At 64.0% G+C, this 25,691-nt stretch carries 19 protein-coding genes, 1 tRNA gene, 2 rRNA genes and 4 pseudogenes (1 of these 26 running past the window's edge); 12 read left to right on the top strand and 14 right to left on the bottom strand.

Features of this window, described 5'->3' with window-relative positions; genetic code table 11:
* The 3 genes from AC0V7N_RS10340 to AC0V7N_RS10350 form a co-directional block, all read left to right on the top strand.
* Positions 1 to 1,298 (top strand): 23S ribosomal RNA (locus AC0V7N_RS10340); it begins 1,503 nt to the left of the window's first position.
* A gap of 274 nt (positions 1,299 to 1,572) precedes the next feature.
* Positions 1,573 to 1,687, top strand: a 5S ribosomal RNA gene (gene rrf, locus AC0V7N_RS10345).
* 217 nt (positions 1,688 to 1,904) lie between these two features.
* A tRNA-Met gene (locus AC0V7N_RS10350) sits at positions 1,905 to 1,981 on the top strand.
* Between the two features lie 191 nt (positions 1,982 to 2,172).
* On the opposite strand, the gene AC0V7N_RS10355 is transcribed toward AC0V7N_RS10350, so the two are convergent.
* Positions 2,173 to 3,033 (bottom strand): alpha/beta fold hydrolase, encoded by an 861-nt coding sequence (locus AC0V7N_RS10355; RefSeq protein WP_475457078.1) that lies wholly within the window; start codon positions 3,031 to 3,033, stop codon positions 2,173 to 2,175.
* On the opposite strand from AC0V7N_RS10355, the gene AC0V7N_RS10360 reads away from it, so the two are divergent.
* Positions 2,999 to 3,460 carry a TetR/AcrR family transcriptional regulator C-terminal domain-containing protein gene (locus tag AC0V7N_RS10360; RefSeq protein ID WP_475457080.1) on the top strand — a complete coding sequence of 154 codons (462 nt, stop codon included), beginning with the start codon at positions 2,999 to 3,001 and terminating at the stop codon, positions 3,458 to 3,460. The two genes, AC0V7N_RS10355 and AC0V7N_RS10360, sit on opposite strands and share 35 nt — an antisense overlap.
* Before the next feature lie 32 nt (positions 3,461 to 3,492).
* Here AC0V7N_RS10360 and AC0V7N_RS10365 read toward each other — a convergent pair.
* Positions 3,493 to 4,409, bottom strand: a pseudogene (locus tag AC0V7N_RS10365) (LysR family transcriptional regulator).
* Between the two features lie 138 nt (positions 4,410 to 4,547).
* Here AC0V7N_RS10365 and AC0V7N_RS10370 point away from each other — a divergent pair.
* Both AC0V7N_RS10370 and AC0V7N_RS10375 read left to right on the top strand, forming a co-directional pair.
* Positions 4,548 to 5,186 (top strand): DsbA family protein, encoded by a 639-nt coding sequence (locus AC0V7N_RS10370; protein WP_475457082.1) that lies wholly within the window; start codon positions 4,548 to 4,550, stop codon positions 5,184 to 5,186.
* A 39-nt stretch (positions 5,187 to 5,225) separates the two neighbouring features.
* A complete protein-coding gene (locus AC0V7N_RS10375) occupies positions 5,226 to 5,837 on the top strand; it encodes an NAD(P)-dependent oxidoreductase (protein WP_475457084.1) in 612 nt (203 codons plus the stop codon).
* Positions 5,838 to 6,000: 163 nt separating this feature from the next.
* Here the strand turns inward: AC0V7N_RS10375 and AC0V7N_RS10380 are convergent, their stop codons facing one another.
* Positions 6,001 to 6,642 carry a hypothetical protein gene (locus tag AC0V7N_RS10380; RefSeq protein ID WP_475457086.1) on the bottom strand — a complete coding sequence of 214 codons (642 nt, stop codon included), beginning with the start codon at positions 6,640 to 6,642 and terminating at the stop codon, positions 6,001 to 6,003.
* A gap of 179 nt (positions 6,643 to 6,821) precedes the next feature.
* On the opposite strand from AC0V7N_RS10380, the gene AC0V7N_RS10385 reads away from it, so the two are divergent.
* Positions 6,822 to 7,604, top strand: coding sequence for a DeoR/GlpR family DNA-binding transcription regulator (locus AC0V7N_RS10385; protein ID WP_475457088.1), 783 nt, complete (start codon positions 6,822 to 6,824; stop codon positions 7,602 to 7,604).
* 56 nt (positions 7,605 to 7,660) lie between these two features.
* On the opposite strand, the pseudogene AC0V7N_RS10390 reads toward AC0V7N_RS10385, so the two are convergent.
* The 8 genes and pseudogenes from AC0V7N_RS10390 to AC0V7N_RS10425 form a co-directional block, all read right to left on the bottom strand.
* Positions 7,661 to 8,736, bottom strand: a pseudogene (locus AC0V7N_RS10390) (ABC transporter ATP-binding protein).
* Complete coding sequence (locus tag AC0V7N_RS10395) at positions 8,733 to 9,533, bottom strand: ABC transporter permease (RefSeq protein ID WP_475457092.1); 801 nt, start codon at positions 9,531 to 9,533, stop codon at positions 8,733 to 8,735. The pseudogene AC0V7N_RS10390 and the gene AC0V7N_RS10395 overlap by 4 nt, the downstream one beginning before the upstream one ends.
* A gap of 2 nt (positions 9,534 to 9,535) precedes the next feature.
* Positions 9,536 to 10,396 carry an ABC transporter permease gene (locus AC0V7N_RS10400; RefSeq protein ID WP_475457094.1) on the bottom strand — a complete coding sequence of 287 codons (861 nt, stop codon included), beginning with the start codon at positions 10,394 to 10,396 and terminating at the stop codon, positions 9,536 to 9,538.
* Between the two features lie 59 nt (positions 10,397 to 10,455).
* A complete protein-coding gene (locus tag AC0V7N_RS10405) occupies positions 10,456 to 11,460 on the bottom strand; it encodes an ABC transporter substrate-binding protein (protein ID WP_475457096.1) in 1,005 nt (334 codons plus the stop codon).
* 59 nt (positions 11,461 to 11,519) lie between these two features.
* Positions 11,520 to 12,988 (bottom strand): annotated as a pseudogene (locus AC0V7N_RS10410) (aldehyde dehydrogenase).
* A gap of 10 nt (positions 12,989 to 12,998) precedes the next feature.
* A complete protein-coding gene (locus AC0V7N_RS10415; RefSeq protein ID WP_475457100.1) occupies positions 12,999 to 14,036 on the bottom strand; it encodes an LLM class flavin-dependent oxidoreductase in 1,038 nt (345 codons plus the stop codon).
* Complete coding sequence (locus AC0V7N_RS10420) at positions 14,033 to 15,832, bottom strand: alpha/beta fold hydrolase (protein WP_475457102.1); 1,800 nt, start codon at positions 15,830 to 15,832, stop codon at positions 14,033 to 14,035. Before AC0V7N_RS10420 ends, AC0V7N_RS10415 begins: the two co-directional genes overlap by 4 nt.
* The gene (locus AC0V7N_RS10425) at positions 15,825 to 16,412 is read right to left on the bottom strand and encodes an amino acid synthesis family protein (RefSeq protein WP_475457104.1); all 588 of its coding nucleotides are present in this window, start codon (positions 16,410 to 16,412) and stop codon (positions 15,825 to 15,827) included. The genes AC0V7N_RS10420 and AC0V7N_RS10425 overlap by 8 nt, the downstream gene beginning before the upstream one ends.
* A 138-nt stretch (positions 16,413 to 16,550) precedes the next feature.
* Between AC0V7N_RS10425 and AC0V7N_RS10430 the strand changes: the two genes are divergently transcribed.
* Complete coding sequence (locus tag AC0V7N_RS10430; RefSeq protein ID WP_475457106.1) at positions 16,551 to 17,225, top strand: GntR family transcriptional regulator; 675 nt, start codon at positions 16,551 to 16,553, stop codon at positions 17,223 to 17,225.
* 6 nt (positions 17,226 to 17,231) lie between these two features.
* Here the strand turns inward: AC0V7N_RS10430 and AC0V7N_RS10435 are convergent.
* Positions 17,232 to 18,688: pseudogene (locus AC0V7N_RS10435) on the bottom strand (ROK family protein).
* Positions 18,689 to 18,761: 73 nt separating this feature from the next.
* Positions 18,762 to 19,670 (bottom strand): tagatose-bisphosphate aldolase, encoded by a 909-nt coding sequence (locus AC0V7N_RS10440; protein WP_475457110.1) that lies wholly within the window; start codon positions 19,668 to 19,670, stop codon positions 18,762 to 18,764.
* A 290-nt stretch (positions 19,671 to 19,960) separates the two neighbouring features.
* On the opposite strand from AC0V7N_RS10440, the gene AC0V7N_RS10445 reads away from it, so the two are divergent.
* The 4 genes from AC0V7N_RS10445 (at position 19,961) to AC0V7N_RS10460 (ending at position 24,189) form a co-directional block, all read left to right on the top strand.
* Positions 19,961 to 20,860, top strand: coding sequence for a sugar-binding transcriptional regulator (locus AC0V7N_RS10445; RefSeq protein WP_475457112.1), 900 nt, complete (start codon positions 19,961 to 19,963; stop codon positions 20,858 to 20,860).
* 449 nt (positions 20,861 to 21,309) lie between these two features.
* Positions 21,310 to 22,287, top strand: coding sequence for an ABC transporter substrate-binding protein (locus AC0V7N_RS10450; protein ID WP_475457114.1), 978 nt, complete (start codon positions 21,310 to 21,312; stop codon positions 22,285 to 22,287).
* 92 nt (positions 22,288 to 22,379) lie between these two features.
* Positions 22,380 to 23,441, top strand: a complete 1,062-nt coding sequence (locus AC0V7N_RS10455) for an ABC transporter permease subunit (RefSeq protein WP_475457116.1) — start codon at positions 22,380 to 22,382, stop codon at positions 23,439 to 23,441.
* Positions 23,434 to 24,189: an ATP-binding cassette domain-containing protein gene (locus AC0V7N_RS10460; RefSeq protein ID WP_475457118.1), complete on the top strand. Its 756-nt coding sequence runs from the start codon at positions 23,434 to 23,436 to the stop codon at positions 24,187 to 24,189. Before AC0V7N_RS10455 ends, AC0V7N_RS10460 begins: the two co-directional genes overlap by 8 nt.
* 335 nt (positions 24,190 to 24,524) lie before the next feature.
* Here the strand turns inward: AC0V7N_RS10460 and AC0V7N_RS10465 are convergent, their stop codons facing one another.
* The gene (locus tag AC0V7N_RS10465) at positions 24,525 to 25,565 is read right to left on the bottom strand and encodes an IS110 family RNA-guided transposase (protein ID WP_475457122.1); all 1,041 of its coding nucleotides are present in this window, start codon (positions 25,563 to 25,565) and stop codon (positions 24,525 to 24,527) included.
* Positions 25,566 to 25,691: the final 126 nt, after the last annotated feature.

The raw sequence follows: 25,691 nt of genomic DNA on the forward strand, positions 1-25,691 counted from the left end.
GCTGCGTGGTTCCAGGAAATAGCTCCTCCTTATAAACCGTACCCGAAACCGACACTGGTGGTCTGGTAGAGTATACCAAGGCGCTTGAGAGAACTATGCTGAAGGAACTCGGCAAATTGCACGCGTAACTTCGGAAGAAGCGTGACCCTTTTCTACGCAAGTAGAGGAGGGTGGCACAGACCAGGGGGTAGCGACTGTTTATCAAAAACACAGGGCTCTGCGAAGTCGCAAGACGACGTATAGGGTCTGACGCCTGCCCGGTGCTGGAAGGTTAAGAGGAGGGGTGCAAGCTCTGAATCGAAGCCCCAGTAAACGGCGGCCGTAACTATAACGGTCCTAAGGTAGCGAAATTCCTTGTCGGGTAAGTTCCGACCTGCACGAATGGCGTAACGACTTCCCCGCTGTCTCCAGCATAGACTCAGTGAAATTGAATTCCCCGTGAAGATGCGGGGTTCCTGCGGTTAGACGGAAAGACCCCGTGCACCTTTACTATAGCTTTACATTGGCATTCGTAGTGGCATGTGTAGGATAGGTGGTAGGCTTTGAAACCTGGGCGCCAGCTCAGGTGGAGCCACCCTTGAAATACCACCCTTATTACTATGGATGTCTAACCGCGGCCCGTTATCCGGGTCCGGGACAATGTATGGTGGGTAGTTTGACTGGGGCGGTCGCCTCCTAAAGAGTAACGGAGGCGCGCGATGGTGGGCTCAGAACGGTCGGAAATCGTTCGCTGAGTGCAATGGCATAAGCCTGCCTGACTGCGAGACTGACAAGTCGAGCAGAGACGAAAGTCGGTCATAGTGATCCGGTGGTCCCGCGTGGAAGGGCCATCGCTCAACGGATAAAAGGTACGCCGGGGATAACAGGCTGATGACCCCCAAGAGTCCATATCGACGGGGTTGTTTGGCACCTCGATGTCGACTCATCGCATCCTGGGGCTGGAGCAGGTCCCAAGGGTATGGCTGTTCGCCATTTAAAGCGGTACGTGAGTTGGGTTCAGAACGTCGTGAGACAGTTCGGTCCCTATCTGCCGTGGGTGTAGGAATATTGAAAGGATCTGTCCCTAGTACGAGAGGACCGGGATGGACGGATCTCTGGTGGACCTGTTGTGGCGCCAGCCGCATAGCAGGGTAGCTATATCCGGACGGGATAACCGCTGAAGGCATCTAAGCGGGAAACCCACCTTAAAACGAGTATTCCCTGAGAACCGTGGAAGACGACCACGTTGATAGGCCGGGTGTGGAAGAGCGGCAACGCTTGAAGCTTACCGGTACTAATAGTTCGATCGGCTTGATCGTTCTCATTCCTTATGCCCATCGTGAAACACGATGGTCTTACCAGCGCTCACGCATGAGCGGCCCTAACGGGCCTATGCTCCGCGAGGGCGCCGGAAAACCGGCGACGCGCAGTCGCGCTTGCGGGCTTACGCCCGGGGCGCCTTGCAATGAACGTCGCCATTGGCACGGAAAGACGGGCAAACGGCACAAGCCAATAGCGAGCGGCTATCCCTACTCACTATTCCCTACTGCCTAACCCCTAACCCAGCTTCTCGAACAACGTGCGTTTTGCCGACCTGGTGGTTATGGCGGAGCGGCTGCACCCGATCCCATTCCGAACTCGGCCGTGAAACGCTCCAGCGCTGATGGTACTTCGTCTCAAGACGCGGGAGAGTAGGTCGCTGCCAGGTCTGCTAAATGCACGTTGAACTCACATCCAAGCGGATGTCAGTGAAATCTTCTCTCTACGAACAAGGCCCGCCAAGGGACCACGGGCCGCGTAAGCGGCCCTTTCATTTGGTGAGCCATCTACCTATTTGTAGGCCAGCCTATTCGTAGGCTTGGGCTTACGTCCTAAGCAAGCAAACGCTTGCTCAGTTCGGCAAGCAAACGCTTGCCTAGAGGTGGCGCGGGGTGGAGCAGCCCGGTAGCTCGTCAGGCTCATAACCTGAAGGTCACAGGTTCAAATCCTGTCCCCGCAACCAACATCAAATACGGCCCGCTTCAAGCGGGCCGTTTTTGTATCTACATGCCGGCGCCGCCAAGTCGAACCTCTCATCAGCTGCCCCGCAAAGATCGAACCGACCGCTCCGTCAATGTAAGTCGTCACTGACTGACAAGGTCACGATCTCAGCCTTCGCGACGCTTTCGCGATATGCCTATCCCGTCCTTCGGATCAAGGCTGCGAGAAGAATGGCCGCAAGACGTCGGCGACACGCTCCGGCTGGCCGACATCGTCCGCCGCCAAATGGCCGAGACCGGACAATTCGAGACGCTTGGCACCGGGCAGAACACCCGCCAGCGCGTCCAGCGTCGGAGGCAGATAGGCCGCGCTCTGGTCGCCTCCGACCAGAAGGACTTCCGTGCGCGTGGCTTTGAAGTTCTCGATAGTGCCTGCCATCTTCGCTACCAGGCGAACATCGCAGTGAACGGCGCGGATAAGGACATCCAGCGGGACGTTTCCGTTTCTCCTGTCACCTGCACTGGCCCGAATCGCCAGCCGCATCAACGGCACCAGAACGAAGCGTGGCATCTTGATCTTCTTCGAGGCATCGCCTGTGCCCTTCATGCAGGAAACCATGGCGGCCGCCAGATCGCCAAGCGCCAGCTCCCTTTCATAGCGCGGCGCCCAGGCCATGGGCGACGGTGCGCCGGCGATCGCCAGTGGCGGTTCGTAAAGCGCGATCTTGCGCAGGGAGGACAGGAAGAGCGTTGCCTGAAGCGCGATGAGGGCGCCGGAACTCAGGCCGAAGACGTCTTGTGCGCCGGTCCCTGCCACGAGGGCCTGAAGATCTTGAAGCTCCTTCTCCATTCCATATTCGTCGCCGAACGGCCCGCTCAGTCCACGCCCGCGGCGATCAGGTATGCAGAGGGTGAAGGTATTTGAGAGGGCAGTGGCGAGCCTCATGAAGTTCTGTGCCGCCTGCATACCGCCATGCAGCAAGATCAGTGCTGGACCGTTGCCCATCTGCCTGTAGCCGATCGTGGTGCCGTCGCGGGATGTGACGGCGCCGTTCAGCGCGATCGGCTGGGCCACGCGCCAAACCTTCCTGGCCCATCGCTGGATGGTGACGGCGCTTGCTGGCCGTCCAACGCTCGGTCCTAACCGGCTGAAGCGACTGGAGACAACACTTGGCCTCCTGGAGGAGCATGATCTGTCAGCGAGAGAGCGGCTTGTCCTTATCGACACGCTGATCTCCTACGTGCGCGGCTTCGTCGCGTCCGAGATCGCTGACGATATCGCTATCGGCACTTCAGGGCTGTCCGCCGAGCAGTGGCGGGCGGATCAGGCTGCCTATGCTGCTTCGATCACCGGCTCCGGGACCTATCCCCGGACCACCGCGCTGTTCGAGGAGAGCCGTGAATTCGACGGAAACGCGATCCAGGATCAAAGCTTTGCAGCGGGGCTCGAGCTGATCCTGGACGGCATTGCCGCCAAACTGGCTCGGCTGCAGCCAAGATGATTCCGCTGGAGTCTTGCTGAGAAGGATCGGCTTCACCCTTTGGTGACGCCGCGCGCCCGCTTTCTCTCGGCAGCCGCGAGCAATTCAACGAAGGCGCGCACTTTGGCGGGCCGGAAGCGGGCCGGCGGAAAGACGGCATGGATACCCCCGGTGGGCAGGATCCACTCGGCGAATATCCGCACAAGCCGCCCTGTGGCGATATCCTCATCAACCGCATAGTCGGGAAATATGCCCAGACCAATGCCGGCGAGCACGCAAGCATAGGCCGCCGGGCTTTTGTCGCAGACGACGACGGGATTGAGTTCGGTCAGCACCGTCTCGCCGTTCCTGGAGAAGAGCCATTGGCCAACGCCGCGCAGCTGAACGTTGCCGACCCAGGCCAGTGATCGCGCCTGGTTCGGGTTCGCATCCGCGGGCAGGCTTGCCGCGAAGGTCGGGCTGGCAACGACGACTTGCCGAATCGTGCCCAGGCGCCGCGCCTGGTTGGAGGAATCGGTAAGCCAGCCGACGCGGATGCCGAGATCGATCTGCTCGTCGACCAGACTGCTCACCGCGTCGTCGAAGATCGCCTCGACGCGCATCTGCGGATAGGTCTTCAGATACGCCGCCATGACAGGGGCCACCATCCTGGTGCCATAGTCGAGCGGCGCGGTCAGTCTCAGCGTTCCGCTCGGCTCGACCGCGCTGTGCGAAATCTCACCATAAGCGGACTCCGCCTCGCGCAGGATGACCACTGCCCTGTCATAGAAGAGCCGGCCCTCTTCCGTCGGTGTGACGCGCCGGGTCGTGCGCTGCAGCAGCGTCGCGCCCAGTTCCTCTTCGAGCCTGCCGATCTGATGACTGACCACGGCCTTGGCGACGCCAAGCCGATCCGCGGCAGCGGTGAAGAGCCGGTCTCCATCACCGTGGTGAAGTAGACCAGCCGGTTGAGGTTCAAAAGGTCGGCCAAGGTGATTGCTTTTGTCTGATCTGATCAGACAGTTTGTATTATTAGGCGCGATTTATCGCAAGGCGTGCGTCTGCCACATATGGCCACGACATGTGGCGGGCTCGTCGGCGATATCCCGCATCGAGGATGGCAGCAATCGTGAGCAATTCAGACGTGACTTATCTTTTCGACCCGCTTTGCGGCTGGTGCTACGGCGCCGCGCCGATGCTGGACAGGCTGTCGGCCAGTGGCGTGCGCCTCGAGCTGCTGCCGACCGGCCTCTTCTCCGGTGCCGGTGCACGGCCGATGGATGAGGGTTTTGCCGCCCATGCCTGGGCGAATGACCAGCGTATCGAGCGCCTGACCGGACAGAAGTTCACGCAGGCCTATCAGCGCAATGTCCTTGGCATCCGTGGCACCTTGCTGGACTCGCATGCCGCGACCCTCGGCATCAGTGCCGCCGGCCTGGAAGACACCAGCCGCCGGCTCACCGCGCTTAAGGCGATCCAGCGTGCGCGCTATGTCGACGGCCGCGATATCGTGACTGTCGAAGGCGTGGCTGGCGTGCTCGCCGATGCCGGCATGGCGGATGCCGCGGCGATGCTGAAGAAGCCGACCGAAATCTTGCTGACGGCGCACCGCGAGCTGGTTGGCCGTGGTCGCGCGCTGTTCCAGCGCCTGCATGCCAATGGCGTGCCTTCCCTTGCAATTATCCGCAACGATGCGCCCAAGCTGATCGGTTCGAACGCACTGTTCGGCAGCTTCGACAATCTCCTCGCCCATATCGCGGCGGCGTGATCCCTCCCAACTGACCTCCAACAAGGACTGGAAAAAGACATGGCAAAAGTCGCTCTCATCGGCGCATCAGGCGCTGTCGGTTCGCGCCTGCTTAAGGAACTCTCCGACCGTGGCCATACGGTCACCGGTATCGCCCGCAGCCCGGAAAAGATTGCCGTGCTGCCCGGGGTGACGGCCAGGAAGGGCGATGTCTTCGACAGGCAAGGCCTCACCGACCTGATCCGCGGCCATGATGTGGTGATCAGCGCCGTGCATTTTCTGGACAGCGACACCGACACGCTGATCGCCGCCGTGCGCGATTCCGGCGTCAAGCGCTATCTCATTGTCGGCGGCGCCGGCAGCCTCGAAGTCGCGCCCGGCAAAAGGCTGGTCGATACCCCCGAATTCCCGGCAATCTACAAGGCCGAAGCACAGAAGGGCGCCGACTTCCTTGACACGTTGAAGACCGTCGGCGACCTCGATTGGACCTTCCTGTCGCCCTCCGCCATGTTCGTCCCGGGCGAGCGCACCGGCAAATACCGCCTCGGCAAGGACACGCTTCTTGCCTCGGACAAGGGCAGCAGCATCTCCTTCGAGGACTATGCCATCGTCATGGTCGACGAGATCGAGAAGCCGGCCCACATCAGGCAGCGTTTTACCGTCGGCTATTGATCAAACGGCGGCGGCCGTGTCTCGATCGAGGCCGGCCGACGCCAGCCGCATCAGGGCTTCGCGCACGCCGACACGCCGATAGGTTTCGGTGACGAGGCCGTCCTGTCTCAGGTCCTGGCGGCGACGTTCGACGAAGGCACGTTCCTCGCTGGTCAGGTCGTGCTCACGCTTGCGAAGCCACTCCTGGTAGGACGAATCGAGTTCCTTGACCGGCTTGGCCGCGGTCGAAACCGAAGCCGGCCGGCTGTCGGTATAGCGCGGCCGCAAGGCGCTGTTGGGATTGTACTCGGTCCGCCTGTCGTTGCCTGAAAATGACGAGGTCGGGATCCGAAACCCGGCCCGACGGGTCGTAGACGAAGGCCGATGCGATGCGGTCGAGCGCCGCATCGACTTCCTTCGGCCGATGCACGACCTCGCGTGGCGCGCGATCGGGAACCGCCAGCCTTGTGATGCCGCGATCATTGATGGCGTCGAGCACTTCACGATGATCGCGCGAAGTGATGACCTCGCGCCGGGCCGGCCAGAAATCATAGGGCGCATGCGCGCCATACCCCTTGCCGATGTGGAAGGCATAGATTTCGGGATAGACGGTGAGCTCCGTACGGCGGCTCGGCTTGACGTCGTAGAAGGCGGTGATGGCGATCTGCAGAAGATGGGTGGCGCCGATGCCGCCAAGCGCATCGTCGATCACCAGGCCGAAGCGGTCATGCGGGTTCCAGTCAGGCAAGGCCTGCGCGATCGAGGCGGGCTTGCCGTCGATCTCGACGTCGAACATATCAGCCTTCAACAATGTCACGACATGCATTGCGGTCTCCGTCGTCTTCCGCCGATTCGTCAGAACGTCATCAGATCAGCAGCACCTGCGCTTGTCAGCCGGCATCCGGCTTAACCGTCCGGATCGAGGCAGGTCAGCCAGGCCTCGCGAGACTCCTTCCCCATCTGCGTCGGCATGGTTAATAGTGTCGACTTCGCGGAGAATCGATCATGGGGCACAGCCGGCTATCGAAGAAGGAGCGGCATGCGCTTATCCTGTCGGAAGTGCGCCGCTCGGCCTCGATTCGTATCTCCAGGCTCGCCCTTCGCCTGGGTGTTGCCGGCGAAACGATCCGCCGCGATCTGATCGAGCTTGGCGATGCGGGACTGCTCAACCGAACCTATGGCGGCGCGACGATCTCGCTGGTGACATCCGAACCGGTGATTGCCGAGCGCAGCCAGACCATGATCGAGGAGCGTGCCCGGATCGGGCGTGGTGCGGCCGGACTGGTCGAGAAAGGCCAGATCGTGATGATCGATGGCGGCTCGACCACCTACGAGGTGGCGCGCAGTCTCTCGCAGCTGAAGCGCGAGCTGACCATCATCACCAATTCTATCGGCGTGGCCTCGGTGACAGGGGCCAATCCGACCTTCCGGGTTATCCTGTGCCCCGGAACCTATGACAGCCGCGAAGCCAGCGTGGTGGGTGAGGATACGGTGGAATTCGTCAGGCGCTACAATGCCGACATTGCCATCATCGGCGCCTCGAGCCTGTCCGCGGATGGGCCCAGCGACATGATCTCGGGGGCGGCGGCGGTCAAGCGGGCGATGATTGCGCGTGCGCTGTCGACAGCGCTTGTGGTGACCAACGACAAGTTCGGGCGCAACAGCCTCGAACGCGTCTGCGGGCTCGGTGAGCTTTCCGACATCGTCACCGATCGTGAGCCGCAACCGGCGCTGCGCGCTGTCATTGAAGCGGCTGGAACGGAACTTCATGTCTTCAAGGGCGACTGAGCGACCACTGCGGGAGGATCAGTCGAAATCCGACCCCAGCCGGAAGATTGTGGCCATCAGGCCGGGAACAGGAATGCCGAAGCGGGATCGAAAAAGATGCGCTGACCCGATGTGGCGGTGCTACCCGCTTCCTCTGCATCCGAGGTTGGCCTGACATCGATTTCGTCGCCGCCGGCCGTGCGCGCCACGACGCGCCGGCGGTCGCCGAAGAAGGCGGTATCGACGATCTCGACGGCCAGTGCCGCGCTCACCGGTCCGGGGGTGAGGCGGAAGGCTTCGGGGCGCACCATCAGCCGGACCTTCTGGCCTTGACCGAAGGACGTCGTCGTCTTGACGCCGGTGACGATCGAGCCGTCGGCAAGGCGGATCGTTGACGCCCCACCCGCGGTTTGCAGATGCTCAGCCGGCAGGAAATTCGAGTTGCCGATGAAGCCGGCGACGAACTCGCTCGCCGGCCGGAGATAAAGATCCTCGCCGGTGCCGATCTGTTCGATGCGGCCTTCCCTGAATAGAGCGATGCGATCCGAAAGATGCAGCGCCTCCTCCTGGTCGTGCGTGACATAGAGGATGGTGACGCCTGTTTCGCGGTGGATGCGGCGGATCTCGGCCTGGATCTCCTGGCGCAGCTTCTTGTCGAGCGCCGACAGCGGCTCGTCCATCAGCAGGATCGGCGGATCGTAGGCGAGCGCGCGGGCAAGCGCCACGCGCTGCTGCTGGCCGCCAGAAAGGGCGCCCGGATGACGATCAGCGAAGTTTTCGAGGCGCACCAGCGCCAGCATGTCGGCAACCTTGCGCTTGATCTCGCCATCCGGCCGGCGACGCACGCGCAGCGGAAAGGCGACATTCTCGGCGACGCTCAGATGCGGGAACAGCGTGTAGCGCTGGAAGACCATGCCGATGTTGCGCTTGTGCGACGGCACCGAGAGCAGCGACCTGTCTTCCAGAAGCACGTCGCCCGAGCTCGGATCCTGGAAACCGGCGATGGCGTAGAGCGTGGTCGACTTGCCGGAGCCCGACGGGCCGAGAAACGTCAGGAACTCCCCCTTGGGCACATCGATGGTGACGTCGTGGACGGCGACGAAGGCGCCGAACGTCTTCTTACCGCGCGTATGGACAGGAAGGACCGGGTCATCTGGACAATTTTCTGCGAAGGAGTGCGGTCGCGATCATCAGGCACAAGGTCAGGCCGACGAGCAGGCTGGAGGCGGCGGCCACGACCGGGCTGAGGTCGGCACGCAGGCTGCCCCAGATCTTCACCGGTAAGGTCTGCAAGGTTGGGCTTGCCATGAAGATCGCCACCACGACCTCGTCCCATGAGGCCAGGAAAGAGAAGATCGCCGCCGAGAAGATGCCGATCCTGATCGACGGCAAGGTGATCCTCAGCCGCGCCTGCAGCGGGCTGGCGCCGCAGATGATGGCCGCGTCCTCGATGGATTTGTCGAAGCCCTCGAGCGCGGCGGTGATCGGGATGATGGCGAAAGGCAGCGCCAGGATGGTGTGTGCGATGACGAAGCCGACCGTGGTGCCGGCGAGGCCGATGCGCAGGAAGAAGGCGTAGATGGCGATGGCGAACACGACGACCGGCAGTACCATCGGCGTCAACAGCAATCCGCGCAGGACCTGGCGTCCGCGAAACTCACCCCTGACCAGGCTGAAGGAGGCGAACAGGCCGATGATGACGGCGAGGATGGCGGCCATGGCGGCAATCCGGGCACTGGTCAGTGCGGCATCGATCCAGGTCGGATCGGCCAGCAATTGCTGGTACCATTTCAGCGTCCAGCCGGGCGGCGGGAAGGCCAGCCAGCGCGACGAGCCGAATGACAGGAGCACGATGAAGACCACCGGCAGCAACAGGAAAGCCGCGACCGCCGCCGTGAAGCCGACAAGCGCCACGCGCAGCCATCCGAGCCGGTCGTAGTCGAGCAGCATCCTCAGATCCCTCCGCCGGCGCGTCTGGCGCTGATCAGGCGAAGCTGGATCGCGTAGAGCGCCATGGTGACGACGAGCAGGACGAAGGCGGCCGCACTGCCGAGCCCCCAGTTGAGCAGCGACTGCACCGTCTGGGCGATCATTTCGGCCAGCATCATGTTCGATGTGCCGCCGAGCAGCGCAGGCGTCACGAAGTAACCAAGCGACATGACGAAGACCATCAGCCCGCCGGCGGCAATGCCTGGAAGCGACAACGGCAAGAGGATGCGGCGGAAGGCTTCGAACGGGCTCGCGCCGCAAAGGGCGGCGGCGCGCAGCGTCATCGGATCGATCGCGCGCAGCGTGCCGACCAGCGGCAGGATCATGAAGGGCAGCATGATGTAGACCATGCCGATGGTGACGCCGGCCAGATTGTTGATGAGCGGCAGCGGCTCGTGGATGATGCCCAGGCCCATCAGCGCCCGGTTGATGACGCCGGTGCGCTGCAGCAGCACCATCCACGCATAGGTGCGGGTGAGAAGGTTCGTCCACATCGACAGGATGATGATGCCGAAGACGATCGAGCCCAGGGCCGGCGGCATGATCGCCAGCATCCAGGCAACGGGGAAAGCCACCAGGATGGTGACGGCGGTGACGACCGATGCGACCAGGAAGGTGTTGAGGAACACCCGCACATAGGTGCCGCTGCCGAACAGCGTCGCATAGTTCTGCAAGCCCGGTTCGGGATCGGTGACGCTACGCAGCAGCAGGGCGACCACCGGCACGATGAAGAACAGGCCAACCAGGAGCAGGGCCGGCAAGGCGCTGCCGCTGCCGGCCGGCAGGCCGGCGACCGAGCTGCGTCTAAAAGAACTTCCCTGCATCGAGCGGTCCTGTCTCGAAACGGGGCGCGCAAGCCGCGCCCCGTCGGTCTGCAACGGTGTTACTTGGTCTGCCAGGCATACCAGCGCGTGGCGATCTCGTCGCGATGCTCGGCCCAGTAGTTCATGTCGAGGTTGATCTGGCCCTCGACATGGGCATCCGGCAGCGTCTTGACGGCATCGGCCGGCATCTCGGCCTTGGCCTTGGTGTTGATGGGCGCATAACCGCTTGCTTCGGCGAATTTCGCCTGGCCGGTCGGGCTGGTGGCCGCGGCGAGGAACTTCATCGCACTGCCCTTGTTCTTGGCACCCTTCGGCACGACGAGGACGTCGGCGGCGGTGAGGTTCTGGTTCCAGGCGACGCCGACGTCGGTGCCATCCTGCTGAAGGGCGAAGACGCGACCGTTCCACAACTGGCCGAAGGCGGCCTCGCCGGAGGCGATCAGCTGCTGCGACTCGGCACCGCCGCCCCACCAGACGATATCGGACTTGATGGTGTCGAGTTTCTTGAAGGCACGGTCGAGATCGAGCGGATAGAGCTTGTCCGCCGGCACGCCGTCGGCGAGCAGCGCGATTTCGATGACGCCCGGCGCCGACCATTTGTAGAAGGTCCGCTTGCCGGGAAACTTCTTGGTGTCGAACATGTCGGCCCAGCCGGTCGGTTCGCCCGTGACTGTGCCCTTGTTCCAGGCGAGCACGAAGGAATAATAGAAGCTGCCGACGGCATGCTCATTGCTGAAGCGCGGGTCGAGATCGGCCTTGGGCACGACCGCATAGTCGATCGGCTCCAGCAGCCCGTCCTTGGCAGCCTTTATGGCGAAATCCATTTCCACGTCGACGACATCCCAGGTGACGTTGCCGGCGTCGACCATGGCCTTGAGCTTGCCGTAGTCGGTCGGCCCATCCTGCAGCACTTTGATGCCGGAGCTGGCTTCGAAGGGGGCCGCCCAGGATTTGGTCTGCGCCTCCTGCGTGGTGCCGCCCCAGCTGGTGAACGCCATTTCATCGGCCTTGGCGGCGGTCGCTGCGAGCAGCCCGGCCAGCAGGCCGGTCAAAATCAGTTTCATGTCATTCTCCTCTGTTGGTCTGTTCTTGTTTTTCTCAGTGCACCTGCGTCCCGCGATTCTCAGCGCATGACGAAGGGATCGGGGATCGGCTCGTCCGAGGTGTTGATCCAGACGGATTTCGAGCGCGTGTAATCTCTGATGGCGTCGAGCCCGCCTTCGCGGCCGAGGCCCGACAGGCCGTAGCCGCCGAAGGGAACGAGCGGCGATACGGCGCGATAGGTGTTGACCCAGACGACGCCGGCATGGATGTCGCGCGCCATGCGGTGCGCCCTAGCGAGATTGCTGGTGAACACGCCGGAAGCCAGGCCGAAGGGCGTGTCGTTGGCGAGCGCCAGCGCCTGCGCTTCGGTGTCGAAAGCAAGCACGCTGAGCACCGGACCGAACAGCTCCTCGCGCATGCAGGGCAAGTCGCTGCCGCGGGCATCGATGATGGTGGGTGCGTAATAGAAGCCGCTGCCGGCTGGCCGTGTTCCGCCGGTGACCAGCATGCCGCCCGCGGCGAGGCTTTCCGCGACCACCTTCTCGATCCAGTCGCGTTGGCGCAGCGTGGCGAGCGGCCCCATTTCGGTCGCCGGATCCTGCGGATCGCCGATGCGGATCGCTTCGGCCTTGCGCTTCAGCCGGGCGAGGAACTCATCCTTCACCGAACGCTCGACCAGCAGCCGCGAGCCGGCGACGCAGCTCTGGCCGGTCGCGGCGAAAATGCCGGCGATCACCGCGTTGGCGGCGCTGTCGAGGTCGGCGTCGGCAAAGACGACGACCGGGCTTTTGCCGCCGAGCTCCAGAGTGGTGTAGGCAAGGTTCTCCGCCGTGTTCCTGACGATGGCGCGCGCCGTCGATGGGCCGCCAGTGAAGGCGACGCGCGAAACCAGCGGATGGCTGGTCAGGCGCCGGCCGCAATCCTGGCCAAAGCCGGTGAGGATGTTGACGACGCCGGGGGAAAGCCAGCCTCATGAACCAGTTCGGCAAAAGCGAGCAACGGCGCCGGTCCGTCCTCGGAGGCCTTGAGCACGATGGTGCAGCCGGCGGCGAGCGCCGGGCCGAGCTTGACGGCCGAGAGGAAGAGCTGCGAGTTCCACGGCACCACCGCGGCAACGACGCCGATGGGCTCGCGGCGGATGGTGACGTCGAGGTCCGCCTTGTCAACAGGCACATGCGCGCCTTCGTGCTTGTCGGCAAGCCCGCCATAGTAGCGGTAGTAGTCGCCGACATAGGCGATCTGGGCGCGGGTCTCGCGGATGATCTTGCCGGTGTCGCGTGTCTCGAGCTCGGCAAGTCGCCCAGCATTGGCGGCGACGAGGTCGCCGAGCTTGACCAGCAGCTTTCCACGCGCAGTCGCTGTCATCCTTCGCCATGGGTCTGAGCGCAGTGCGCGGTGGGCCGCCTCGACGGCGCGGTCGACATCGGCTTCGCTCGCCGCCGGCATCTTCGCCCAGACCGCGCCGGTCGACGGGTCGACACTGTCGAACGTGGCGGATGGCTCGTCGAAGCGGCCGTCGATGAAGTTCCTGAAGAGGGTGTCGGTCATGGGCTCGCGATCAGAGGAAGGCCGGCATCACCCGGTCGATGAACAGTTGCAGCGATTTCATCTTGCGCTCATGCGAAAGCCCGCTGTCGATCCAGATCGAATACTGGTCGTAGCCGAGCGCCTCATAGGCCTTCAGCCTGGCGATGACCTCGTCGGCTTCGCCGATCACCAGATTCTGCCTGATCTTGTCCGGCGCGTATTGCGGCATGGCCGCGATCTCGTCCGCCGTCAGCGGCTCCAATATGCCTTGATGCACCGGTTTCTTGTTCTGGAACCAGGCGCCGAACTGGCAGTAGAAAATCGACAGGTCCTGGGTGAGGCGATCGGCATCGGCCGCGTCCTCGGCAACGAAGGTGTGCATCAGAAGCATGATTTCCGGCCGGGCTATCTCCGGGTGCGCGGCGCAGGCGGCGTTGAAGCGCTGCATCAGGCTCGTCACCTCGTCATCGCCGGACGCCAGCGGCGTCACCTGGACCTTGCAGCCATTGGCGACGGCGAAATCGTGCGAGTTCGGATCGCGGGCCGCCACCCAGATCGGCGGGTAGGGTTTCTGCAGCGGCTTGGGCGAGGAAGTGGTGGCAGGGAATTGCCAGAACTCGCCGGAGAGTTCGAAGTCGCCGTCCCAGAGGCCGCGGATCGCCGGTATGATCTCGCGCATGCGCTGGCCGGCGCCCCAGGCGTCAAGACCTGGAAAGATGCGCTGATATTCATAGCTGTAGGCGCCGCGCGCGATGCCGATGTCGAGCCGGCCGCCGCTGATGACGTCGGCCATCGCCGCTTCGCCGGCAAGCTTGATCGGGTGCCAGAAGGGCGCGATCACGGTTCCGGTGCCGAGGCGGATGCGGCTGGTTTTGGCCGCGAGATAGGCGATGTTGATGAAAGGGTTCGGCGAGATGGTGAATTCCATGCCGTGATGCTCGCCGATCCAGGCGGTCTCGAAGCCTGCCTGTTCGGCCATCAGGACCAGCTCCTCGAGCTCGGTCACAAGCTCGGAATGCGGCTTGGCCAGGTCCGACCGTTCCATGTGCACGAAGAGCGAGAATTTCATCCGTGGTCACCTGTATTGACGGTGGAAGCGCTGGGTCTGGCGAGCGGCCGGACCTCGCCTTCAACATCGTTGCCGACATAGACGCCGAATGCATCCACCGAGCATTCCCTGACATAGCGCGCGAGCATCGAGCGGATCGCCGGGTCGGCGATCTTCAATCCCTCGATCGCGTCGATCTCGATCAGCCTGATGCCGCGATCGCTGGAAGCGGGCACGTCGAACGTGCCGCGATAGTAGACATGCGTGCGCGAAACAGGTCCGGCGTCGTCCCAGACGGCGAACAGGAAGCCGAGCTGAGCCTCGATGGCCTTCTTCGTAAGCAGCCCTCGCAGACTATTGCCGTCGCCAGCCGAGCCCAACCCGCGGCCGCGCGGCAGTTCGAAACCGTCCGCAGTTTCCAGGAACAGGATCCGGCCGCCATTTTCGAGGATGGCGCCGACATCGGTGCCGGGCTGGGTGGCGGCGAGCGCGTCCTGGCTTAGGCCGGGTGCGACATAGGCGCCGCGGCAATAGCCGAGCGGCTGCGCGGAATTGTGCTCGAAATCGCGGACGCGGCCGATGAGGATCGAATGATCGCCGGCCTCGACCAGCCGCTCCATGTCGCAGTCGAAGGAGGCCACCGAGCCGTCCAGCACGGGACTGCCGGTCAGTCCCGGCCGCCAGGCCACGGTGGCGAACTTGTCGGCCGCTTTCGAGGCAAAGACGCCGGACGCTGCCTTCTGACCCTCGTTGAGGATGTTGATGGCGAAGCTCTTCGAGGTCGCGAAGACGGGATGACCAAGCGCCTTGTGGGCGATGCAGACGAGCACCAGAGGCGGATCAAGCGACACCGAGGTGAAGGAGTTGGCGGTGAAGCCGCGTGGTTCGCCTTCGGGTCCGATCGTGGTGACGATGGTGACGCCGGTGAGGAAGGAGCCAAGCGCACGGCGGAACTCGCCGCTGTCGAACCCGGTATTCGTCTTCGCAGTGCCGTCTTGTTCGGCCACTTCGTCCTCTGCGAGGAATTCAACGATATGGCGCGTTGTCAGATCGGGCGCCGCGACCGCCATCATGTGCTTCTCGCCTGGCAGTACCGTGCAGCGGCCATGCGGCGCCAGGCGTGCCATCGCGGCCGACATTGCCGGCGAAGAGTTCCTGTCCTCGGAGCCGGTCATGAACAGGGCCGGCACGGCCAGCGTCGGCAGGCGGTCGGCATGATCGCCGTCGGCACGAGCGAACAGGCGATAGGTGCGGGCATAGCCTTCCGGGTCGACCGCGCTCAGCGCGGATGCCGTCTTCTGCGCCGCCGCCTCCAGCGCGGCCGGCACCGGATCTCCGAACCAGCGGGCAATCGTCTGTGTCGTGCCGGCCGTATCGCTGCGGCCGTTGAGCGCCACTGCGCGCCGGCGAACGGCTTTGGCCAGTTCAGGTGGACGCCGGAACACGGCATTCAGGGAAACGATGCGGCGGACGCGCTCCGGCGCACGCAGGGCCAACTCCTGGGCAACGAGCGCACCCATCGAATGGCCGACGACGGATACCTTGTCGAGGCCGAGATGATCGAGCAGGCGAATGGCCTGGTCGGCGTAGTTGGCTAGTTCCGGGTGCTGCGGCGGCAGCGGCGAAAGGCCATGGCCGAGCATGTCGATGGCGATGACGTCAAAGCGGTCGGCCATGCGTTCGATCTGCGGCTGCCAGATCGCGGCGTTCATGCCGACGCCATGGATGAACAGAACCGGCGTGCCCGATCCGGCGCGGATGAAGCCGGTGCCGTCGGGCGCGGTGCCCTGTCGAGCCCATGCGGAAGCGTCAGCCATGCACGTCCCCAAGCTCCTTGAGGTCCTGATAGCGATCGCCGATGCGGTGATGCGGGCGACCGCCGATCGACGCGCCAAGCGCGACCACCAGTTCGTCCGGCGCCGGCGCATCGCCGATCTGGAAATGCACGGTCAGGTAATGCGAGCGCCGTCCCTCGTCATTCTTGTCCATCAGCGGGATCATGATGGGCGTGTTCGGCCCGCCGCGCAGATTGGTGAAGGCAAGATAGGTCTTGGCGCCGACGGCGCGGCGATAATGGTTGCCGAAATGCAGCGTATGGATCAGCGCCGAGGCATGCTCGATCTCGCCTGACGTGCCGCAAACGGCCGCCTTGCCATAGCCCTCGATTGCCTCGCCGGAACCGGCGACGGCAATGATCTCGCGGGTCAGGATCTCTCCCAGCACCGGCGCGCAGGCGCGGATTTCGGGCGACAGGTCGTCGGTGAAGCCGCGTCCGGCCCAGGGGTTCACCAACACCGCGGCGACGCCGATCAGGCGCAGCGGTCGAGGTGCAGCCTTGCCGCCTTCGATCAGCGTGTTCTCGGTATAGGTCACGATCTTGCGGATGGCAGGCTGCATGAAATCCTCGGGTCGGCGCCGTCGCGGGACCATCTGATCCCTGTATCATCTTATGGTATACCATGCTATGGAGCGCCAAGTACCTTGTCAACCGGGCATGGAATCTGTTTTGTGGCGGCGCAGGAGGCAACACAACACATGCCAGACGACACGCTTCGCATCGACCGCAGCGCCAAGACCTTGAGGACGCTGGCGCTGGAGCGCATGCGCGACGCGATTATGGATTTCCACTTCCAGCCTGGCGAACGGCTGGTCGAGCGGCCGCTTTGCGACCAGCTTGGCGTCAGCCGTTCCGTCGTGCGCGAGGTTCTGCGGCAGCTGGAGGCCGAGGGGCTAGTGCAGATGATCCCTGGGCATGGGCCCGCGGTGGCGAGGCCCGACCTCGGCCGCACCGACGAGATTTATGAGTTGAGGGCGCTGCTCGAAGGCATTGCGGCCCGGGCCTGCGCCCTGTCGGCCACCGGCGAGCAGCTGGCAACGCTCGAACGCGCGCTGGCGGATCTGTTCAAGGCATGGGCATCGGGGACGCCGCCGGCGGTGATGCGGGCGACAACGAAATTCTACGAGGCGCTGTTCGAGGCCGCCGACAAGCGTGTCGCCTGGGAAATCGTCAGCGGGCTGAATGTCCGCATCAACCAGCTTCGTTCGATGACCATTGTCTCGACCAACCGGCGCGAAGCGGCGATCGCCGAGATGAACGAGATCATGGATGCGATCCGCACACGCAAGCCGGAAGAGGCGGAGGCCGCGGCGCGGCGCCATGTCGAATCCGCCTGGCAGATCGCCCGCACGGCGCTGCGGCCGCCGGCATGAAGCCGCCTATGCACCGTTGGTTATGACCGTTCGCAGCCAGGCCGTGATGGCATCGAAGTCGATCGGCTTGGTCGTGTCGACGTCGAAGAGCGGCCCGCGCCGCAGCGGCTCGGCGCGCTTGGCGAGCTCGATCAGTTCGGGAATATAGGCCGCACCGGGATGGCCGGCGGGGCGCTGGTCGAGCCGGGCGCCATAGCGCTCGGCAAGCACCTCGCCGGGCGCGTGGCACCAGATTTCAACAGTCTGCTCGACGCCGGCTTTTCGCAGATGATCTTCGAGAACCTCGCGCGGCTGGAAGCCGAACCAGGCATCGACGATCACAATGGTGCCTGCGGGGGCCTCGCCGACGACCGACCAGATCGCCTGGTAGCTGGCGCGGCCGAGCGTGCGGTTGAACAGGCGGTCGCCGCCGCCGAGCACTTCGAGGAACGGGTTCTTGATCGTGTCGAGCGCGAGCAGCGGCCATCCCATGCGGTCGGCGATGCCGCGCGACACCGTGCTCTTGCCGCTGGCGGGGATGCCGTTGACGAGCACGGTGCGCCTGGCACGGCTGGGCTGCGTCAAGGGCGAAACCGGGACGGCATGCGGCTCCACCGCCAGCGCCTGCAGGCCAGCGCCGATCACACCGGCGTCGTCGCCGAGCTGCGCCGGTTCGACCTGACATTGATACCAGGGCGCCAGTGCCGGCGCGCGGCCGAGGGCTGTGTGTGCCGCCCGGCCAAGGCCGCCGCCAAGCAGCACCAGATCGGGGTCAAGCACGGCAACCGCCGTGTCGATGGCGGCACGCAGGGGTCTGGCCCAGGCGTCGAGTAGGCCGCGCGCGTGGATGTCACCGGCCGCATCGCGGGCAAAGAGCTGATCGACAGAAATGTCGACGCCGAGCCCGGCGCGGGCATATGACGGCCGAGCGCCGTACCCGAACTGGTGGTTTCGACGCAACCGCGGCGGCCGCAGGCGCAAACCTCGCCATTGACGTCGACGGTGATGTGGCCGAGCTGGCCTGCCGTTGCCGAGCCGCGCGTGATCCGCCGATCTTGAGCGAGCGCGCCGCCAATGCCGGTGCCGATGGTGAACATGACGATGTTGCCATGGCCGCGCCCGGCGCCGAGCGCCATTTCGGCGGCCAGCGCCATGTTGCAGTCATTGTCGATGACGACGGGCTTGCCTGTCATGTCTTCCAGGCGCTGCGCCAGCGCAACCGAGGCGAGGTTGACATAGCCGCCCGACAGGACCGCACCGCGCCGCGCATCGACGCGGCCGGGGACGCCGACGCCGATGGCCTTCACATCAGGCGTGTCGAGAAGGCGCACCATGTCGGCGATGCGGCCGAGCACCAGCTCCGGGTCGGGCGCGCTTTTTTCGGAAACGCGCTTGAGGATTTCACCGGTGCCGGAGATGCGGGCGGCACGCAGATTGGTGCCGCCAATATCGATTCCTATGCTGAGAGGCATGGCGTCCTGCATTTGTTCTTACGCAATTCCGGACGCAAAAACCGCTTCACACTTTTGCTGGAATAGCCCTAATCCAACGCGATTGTCAGGCAGCGGCTTTCTGCCGGTAGTGCCCGATCACGGCCTGGATCTCACGCAATCGCGGCACCGCAATGGTCTTAAGCCTTTCGCGCTGGATGTCACGGTCGAGCGAGATGCAATCCTTCCACAGCGAGCGGCCGGCGATGACGCCCGAGGCGCCATTTTGCATGGCGATCTCGACCTGGCCAAGGAAGGTGGCGTGGTTGACGCCGGCCGACAGCACGGCCCACGGCACGTCGCCGGCCATTTTGGTGATGTTGGCGCAGGCTTGCGGCGTTCCGGGGTAGGGAAGCTTCAGCACCTTGGCGCCGCACTCCAGCGAAATCCTGGTGCCTTCTTCGACAAGCCATGGCGTCTTGGCCGCATAGTCCTCCGGGCTTTCGCCATCGAGTTGATAGGTCAGGAACTCGACGACCAGCAGCAGGTCCTCCTGCCCGAAATCGGCGATGCACTGGCGCAGGATGGCGATGTTGTGGTCGTTGGCCTGCGCCTTGTCGGCCCTGAGATAGACCATGATCTTGCCGCCGGTGCCACCGAGTGCGCGGACACGGCGCGCGTCGATGTCGGGAACCAGGCGTGACAGGCGGTAGCCCTCGGGCGAGACGTCGAAGCCGGAAGCGTCGAGGCCGATGAGCAGCGCCGTGTCGCGGTTCAGCACGCCCTCGTCGACAATGCGCGGCACCGCGCAGAGCGGGTCGAGCAGCACGCAGGACGCCGCACTGGCGAGGTAGCGGGTGATGTCGGCCTTGGTGTCGCCGAGCATGTCGTTGGTGATCTTGGCCTGCTCGGCCGGGTCCGACGCCAGCAAGGTTCGCATGCCGCCGCGCTGGTCGCAGGCGATGGCCACCATGGCCCCGTCCTTGCCGCATATCTGCTGATAGCCGCGCAACTCCGCGGTGGTCATCTTCGTCATGGTCTCAATCCGATGTTGGCGCTCTCTCACGGAGGGCGCGGATCCCGTGAAAACAAGAATATTCGGTTCTGCCCGCCTTGCCGGCAGGCAGGGAGATTTTGCCGAGGTGCTGCGCCATCCGCCCTCGCGAACAATGCCTCGCCGGCCTTGCGGCCAAGGATCGGCCGCAAGTTGCGAGTTGGCTGGATTTGCGCGATAACTCCCGTCGGCGTATACGTGTGTAACACGTTGCTGAAAGGAATTGCAAGCTGTCTGTTTCCCCCATCCAGGATGCGGCCGCATCGCGGACGATGCTGCACACGGTTGCCAAGCTGCATTATTTGGAAGAGATGTCGCAGGTCGACATTGCGCGGCAGCTCGGTGTCTCCACCGCGACGATTTCGCGCCTGCTGCAGCGGGCGCGGGCGGAAGGGATCGTGCGGATCGAGGTTCTCGACCTGGCGACGCCGGAGGATATCACCAGGCAACTGATCGATGGCTTGAAACTGCGGGATGCCTCGGTGGTGGAGACGCCGGCGGCAGGCACGCTGGCGGCACTCGCAGCGCCGCTTGGCGGGCTGCTCAGGCAGGCGCAGCTGGTGGCCGGCGCCGTCGTCGCCATCGGCTGGGGACGCGCCGTACGCGAAGTGATCCGCGCCGGCCTGCCGCGCATGCCCGGCGTGCTGACCGTGGCTGCCACCGGCGGCATGCAGCAGCAGGCGGCGCATTTTCAGGTCAACGAATTTGTGCGGCTTGCCGCCGAGGAGTTCGGCGGCACGCCGCATTTCATCCATGCGCCCTATCTGCCCTCCACTGAATTGCGCGAGGTTTTCCTACGCGACACGGCCATCCGCGATGCCGTCGCTTTGTGGGAGAGGACCGATGTCGCGATCGTCGGCATCGGTCTGCCGCATGCCATCAATGCCCCCGAGGCAAGTGCCGCGACGCCGAGCGAGCAGGCGCTGGTTCATGCCGCCGGCGACGTGCTTCGCCATTATTTCGATGCCGAGGGCACGCTGATCGCCTGGGAAGGCGAGAGCCGGATGATCGCCATGTCGCCGGCGCAACTGCGCGCCGTACCGCTGGTTATCGGCCTTGCCGCGTCGCCGGAAAAGGCGACGGCAATCATTGCCGCCGTTCGCGCCGGGCTCATCAACACGCTGGTGACGGATACCAAGACGGCACAGGCCATCCTCGCGGCGCTCGCCTAGGGATGGAACGGGCAGGACGCTGCCGCGATTGCTGGCTCCGGGCGATCCAAGGTCTGGCCACGAAAACCAGTTGTGCCGCCGCAGGCCCCGGGCGATAGTTGACCGGGGCTCCGCGGAGCAGTCGGATGTTGTTGTACGGTGTGAAAGACCCGGTGCTATCAGCTCGGAAAAACCGAGTTGCAATTTATTTCTGCAAAGTGTTACAAGTTCGAACGCCCGCCGGCAAGGCGTGGCGCGGGGCACAGTTTGCCGGACCTCGCGGAGGCTGAGGAACGGGCTGTGGCCAGGTGCGCCGGTCGGCTGACCGGCTGACATATCGACTGGAGGGCGCTTGGGAGGAGCTGCCCGCGAAAGGCAAACAGGCGTTCCCGGCCGTCGGCATCCGAACGGATGACGGCCATTCCAATGTCACTTGCAACGGCAGATCTGCCAATAATGAGGAGGATGTCATGAAGAAGATTGTTGCCGCGCTCGCGGCGCTTGCCGTCAGTGCGACGGTGCTGATCGCGCCCGCACAGGCGCAGGACAAGAAATACACCATTGCGCTCATTCCGGGCCTCACCACCGACGGCTTCTACATCACCATGCGCAAGGGCGCCCAGGCGGCGGCTGACGCGCTTGGCGTGAACCTGGTTTTCCAGGGCGCGCCGGACTTCAACCCGGTCACCCAGGTGCCGGTGCTTGATGCGGTCATTGCCAAGAAGCCTGACGCGATCCTGATCGCGCCGACCGACAAGGTTCAATTGGTCGAGCCGCTGCGCAAGGCCAATGATGCCGGTATCCCGGTCATCACCGTCGACACCTTCATCGGCAGCGGCGTCTACCAGACCGGCGCCGGCGATGCCGATTTCCCGCTGGCCTACATTGCCTCGGACAATGTGCTCGGCGGCGAGATCGCTGCGCGCGCCCTGGCCACCGCCATTGGCGATAAGGGCAAGGTCTATGTGTCGAACGTCAAGCCCGGCATCTCGACCACCGACCAGCGTGAAGAGGGCTTCAAGAAGGAGATGGCCAAGCATACGGGCATCACCGTGCTGGAAACCCAGTTCAATGACGACGACGCCAACAAGGCGGCCTCGCAGCTGCAGGCGGTGTTCGCCCGCAATCCCGACCTGGTCGGCGTGTTCGGCGCCAATCTGTTCTCGGCACTGGGTGCGGCCAACGGCGTCAAGCAGGCCGGGCAGACGGGCACCGTCAAGGTTGTCGCCTTCGATGCTCCTACCAGCATCGTCGACAACATCAACACCGGCCTGGTCGACGTGGCGATCGCCCAGCATCCGGCCGAGATCGGCTATTACGGCGTCGTCTCCGCCTATGCCCACCTGACCGGCCATTCGATCCCGGTCACGATCGGCACCGGCTTCACGATCATGAACAAGTCCAACATCGCGGACCCGAACATCTCGAAGTATCTCTACTCCGAGTAAGTCCAGACCAGCTCGGTTCCTCCCGGCCCGCCGGGAGGAACCTGCCGGGTCCTCGCCAATCGAGGCCTGTTTGAAGGCGCCGCGGAGTATCCATGACCTCGACATCACCTGCCCAGCCGGCCGACAAGCATGTCGCCCCTCAGGCCGATCATGGCGATCCGGCCAGAAGCCTGATCGCACGCATCGCCGAAGGGCGCGCCTGGCTGTTCCTTGCCGGCCTGATCATCTGTTTCGAGGTCTGGTCACGGCTCGCCTTCGGCGCCACCTTCATGCTCAACCCGTTCAACCTGCAGTCCATCGCGATCTTCGCCGTGGCACCCCTGCTGCTGGCGACCGGCCAGACCTTCGTCATCATCTCGGGCGGCATCGACCTATCGCTTGGCTTCATCATGGGGCTGGCCGCCGTCATCGCCGCGCATGCCACCAATTTGGCGGGTGCCGCCATTCCCCTGCCGCTGGCCATGCTGGCTGGCATCCTTGCATCGGTCATCGTTGCCGGCGTGCCCGGCGTCATCAATGGCCTGCTCATCTCGCGGCTCAAGGTGCCGCCCTTCATCGGCACGCTTGGCATGTTCGGCGTCGCGCGCGGTGCCGCCTTCCTGCTCGCCGGCGGCACCACCGTGCCGGTGCAGAATTCCTGGTTCGCGCTACTCGGTAACGGCAAGTTCTATGGCGTGCCCTATCTGGTGCTGATCACCGCGGTCTTCGTCATCGTCATGCACTATCTGCTTAGCCAGACCCGGTTCGGCCAGCACAATTATGCCATCGGCGCCAATGTGCAGGCGGCGCGCCGCGCCGGTATCGACATCAGGGGCCACATATTGCGGCTCTATGTGCTGTCGGCGATGTGCGCCGGCCTTGGCGGCGCACTCTATGCCGCGCGCTTCACCGCGGGCGCCGCACAAGCCGGCGAGCCCTTGCTGCTCGACAGCGTCGCGGCGGTGGTGATCGGCGGCGCCAGCCTGTTTGGTGGCTCCGGTACCATCTTCGGCACCGTCGCCGGCGCGCTGGTGATCGCGGTCATCCAGTACGGGCTGGTCTTCGTCAATGTCGAGCCGTTCTGGCAGTTCATCGCCGTCGGCGTCGTCATCATCATTTCCGTCCTTATCGACCAGGCGCAGCGCCGGTTCAGTGGAGCCCGTCAGGATGAATAGCAGCAACCAGAACGACCCCCTGCTGGAAGTCCGCAACCTCTCCAAGCACTTTGGCGCCGTGCGTGCGCTGAACGATTTCTCCATGGCCGTGCGGCCGGGCGAAGTGGTGGCGCTGGCGGGCGACAATGGCGCCGGCAAGACGACGCTGATCAAGGCGATATCGGGCGTGTTCCAGCCGACGGGCGGCGAAATCCTGCTTCGGGGCCAGCCGGTGACTTTCGCGACGCCACAGGAGGCGCGCGAAAAAGGCATCGAGACGATCTACCAGGATCTCGCGCTCGCCGACAATCTGTCGATCGGCGCCAACATCTTCCTTGGCCGCGAACCGATGCGCAAGGCGTTCGGCTTCCTGCCGGTGCTCGACCGCAAGGCCATGGCCGAGGCCGCCAAGGCGACGATGGGCCGGCTGGACTTCCATGTCAGCCGGCTCGAGGCCCCGGTCAGCAATTTCTCCGGCGGCCAGCGCCAGGCGGTCGCCATCGGCCGCGCCGTCTACTGGGATGCGCAGATCCTGATCATGGATGAACCGACCGCCGCTCTGGGCGTGCCGGAGCAGCGCAAGGTGATTTCGCTCATCCACCAGCTCAAGGCGCAAGGGCGCGGGGTGATCTTCATCTCGCACAATCTGCAGGACATCTTTGCGGTATCCGATCGCATCGTCGTGCTGCGGCGCGGCGTCCAGGCCGGCGAGCGCAAGATCTCCGAGACCAACCATGACGAGGTCGTCAAGCTGATGGTCGGCGGCTAAGCTGTGCCGATATTCAGGTGATGCCGGCCTGCAAACAGCGACTTCCTGCGCTTCCGGTGCTCATATGTGGACGGCCCCCTGCTTGCAAGGCTCGGTTGGGATGGTTTGATCGGATCGCTTGCGCTCATGTCCGGCCTTTTGCGCGCGGATTTGTGAGCGCTGGCCAAGATGGGCTTCACGGATAGCGAGTTCCAAACACGTACACGACATTGGCTGCCGGTGAGCACCTCGGAATGCCTCGCTTGTCCCGGTTCGACCGGTCACACCATCTTCTCCTCTGCTTGCAAGTTCCGGCCTCGACGTCGAACGTGAACTCGACGCCGAACTCTGATCTCTTACGGCTGCACCGAGGTCGGATAGATGGCGCTGATAGGGCGATAATGCTCGCCGCTGACCATCAACCTCCAGGCGATCCGAGCGAGCTTGTTGGCCAGCGCCACCGCTGCCAGCTTGGGAGCTTTGCGCGCAATCAAGGCCCGTAACCAGGGCCAGACCCGTTTGCTGCCACGCCGCATGTGCTGGATGAGAGCGGTCGCGCCCGCCACCAGCACACTTCGCAGCATCTCGTCGCCGGCGCGGGTAATTACGCCGAGCCTGTTTCTACCTGCTGTTGAATGGTTCTTCGGCGTCAGTCCGAGCCAGGCGGCAAAGTCCCGTCCCGATCTGAAGCCATGCGCATCCGTAACCTTGATGGCCAGCAGCGTCGCTCCGACGGGACCAACCGCCGGTATGGCGGCCAACCGCTGGCTCACTTCGCTCTGTCTGTGAAGCGCAAGCAGCTTCTCATCGAGCGTGGCGACCTCGGCGCTGATATGCGCATAATCGCGCGCCAGCGTCTCGAACATGTCCCTGGCCGTGTCCGGGATCGTCACATCAGCGCGAATGTCAGCCAGCAGATCGCCGAGGCGGGAAAGCCCCTTGGGCGCGACAAGACCGAACTCCGCCGCAAAGCCTCGGATCGAATTGGCGAGCTGCGTGCGCCGGCCGATGAACCGCGCGCGCAGTTTCGCCAGCATTTGCGATCCCAACTGGTCGGCGCTCTTGATCGGAACAAAACGCATCTCTGGCCGGCTCATCGCCTCACAGATCGCCCCGGCGTCCGCCGCATCCGACTTGGAGCGCTTCACATAGGGCTTCACGTACTGCGGCGGCAGCAACACCACTTCATGGCCCAGCGCGCGCAATTCCCGCGCCCAGTAGTGCGCCGCGCCACAGGCCTCCATGCCAATTTTCAGTCCCGAAAGCTCGGCAAAGAAGGCAAGCACCTGATTGCGCCGCAGCTTCTTGCGCAACACCGGCTGTTCAGCTTCATTCACGCCATGCAACTGGAAAACGCTCTTTGACGTATCCATGCCAATGCGAATAAGTTTATCCACGGACGGTCTCCCTGGTTTGAGATCTGCAACGACCTCAATCTGGCACATCGCGATGCCGTCGGGGGCCGTCCACCCAACACGTACGAAAAGTACGCTCCGCTCCGGTTCTCGGAAGCCATCGTTTTC

The sequence above is a fragment of the Mesorhizobium kamtschaticum genome, from assembly GCF_056174585.1.

What these genes read in the sequence shown, in the direction of transcription:
- AC0V7N_RS10375 (WP_475457084.1), top strand. Translation starts at nt 5,226, where the DNA reads ATGGCAAAAGTCGCTCTCATCGGCGCATCAGGCGCTGTCGGTTCGCGC.
- AC0V7N_RS10380 (WP_475457086.1), bottom strand. Translation starts at nt 6,642, where the DNA reads ATGCATGTCGTGACATTGTTGAAGGCTGATATGTTCGACGTCGAGATC.
- AC0V7N_RS10385 (WP_475457088.1), top strand. Translation starts at nt 6,822, where the DNA reads ATGGGGCACAGCCGGCTATCGAAGAAGGAGCGGCATGCGCTTATCCTG.
- AC0V7N_RS10395 (WP_475457092.1), bottom strand. Translation starts at nt 9,533, where the DNA reads ATGCTGCTCGACTACGACCGGCTCGGATGGCTGCGCGTGGCGCTTGTC.
- AC0V7N_RS10400 (WP_475457094.1), bottom strand. Translation starts at nt 10,396, where the DNA reads ATGCAGGGAAGTTCTTTTAGACGCAGCTCGGTCGCCGGCCTGCCGGCC.
- AC0V7N_RS10405 (WP_475457096.1), bottom strand. Translation starts at nt 11,460, where the DNA reads ATGAAACTGATTTTGACCGGCCTGCTGGCCGGGCTGCTCGCAGCGACC.
- AC0V7N_RS10415 (WP_475457100.1), bottom strand. Translation starts at nt 14,036, where the DNA reads ATGAAATTCTCGCTCTTCGTGCACATGGAACGGTCGGACCTGGCCAAG.
- AC0V7N_RS10420 (WP_475457102.1), bottom strand. Translation starts at nt 15,832, where the DNA reads ATGGCTGACGCTTCCGCATGGGCTCGACAGGGCACCGCGCCCGACGGC.
- AC0V7N_RS10425 (WP_475457104.1), bottom strand. Translation starts at nt 16,412, where the DNA reads ATGCAGCCTGCCATCCGCAAGATCGTGACCTATACCGAGAACACGCTG.
- AC0V7N_RS10430 (WP_475457106.1), top strand. Translation starts at nt 16,551, where the DNA reads ATGCCAGACGACACGCTTCGCATCGACCGCAGCGCCAAGACCTTGAGG.
- AC0V7N_RS10440 (WP_475457110.1), bottom strand. Translation starts at nt 19,670, where the DNA reads ATGACGAAGATGACCACCGCGGAGTTGCGCGGCTATCAGCAGATATGC.
- AC0V7N_RS10445 (WP_475457112.1), top strand. Translation starts at nt 19,961, where the DNA reads ATGCTGCACACGGTTGCCAAGCTGCATTATTTGGAAGAGATGTCGCAG.
- AC0V7N_RS10450 (WP_475457114.1), top strand. Translation starts at nt 21,310, where the DNA reads ATGAAGAAGATTGTTGCCGCGCTCGCGGCGCTTGCCGTCAGTGCGACG.
- AC0V7N_RS10455 (WP_475457116.1), top strand. Translation starts at nt 22,380, where the DNA reads ATGACCTCGACATCACCTGCCCAGCCGGCCGACAAGCATGTCGCCCCT.
- AC0V7N_RS10460 (WP_475457118.1), top strand. Translation starts at nt 23,434, where the DNA reads ATGAATAGCAGCAACCAGAACGACCCCCTGCTGGAAGTCCGCAACCTC.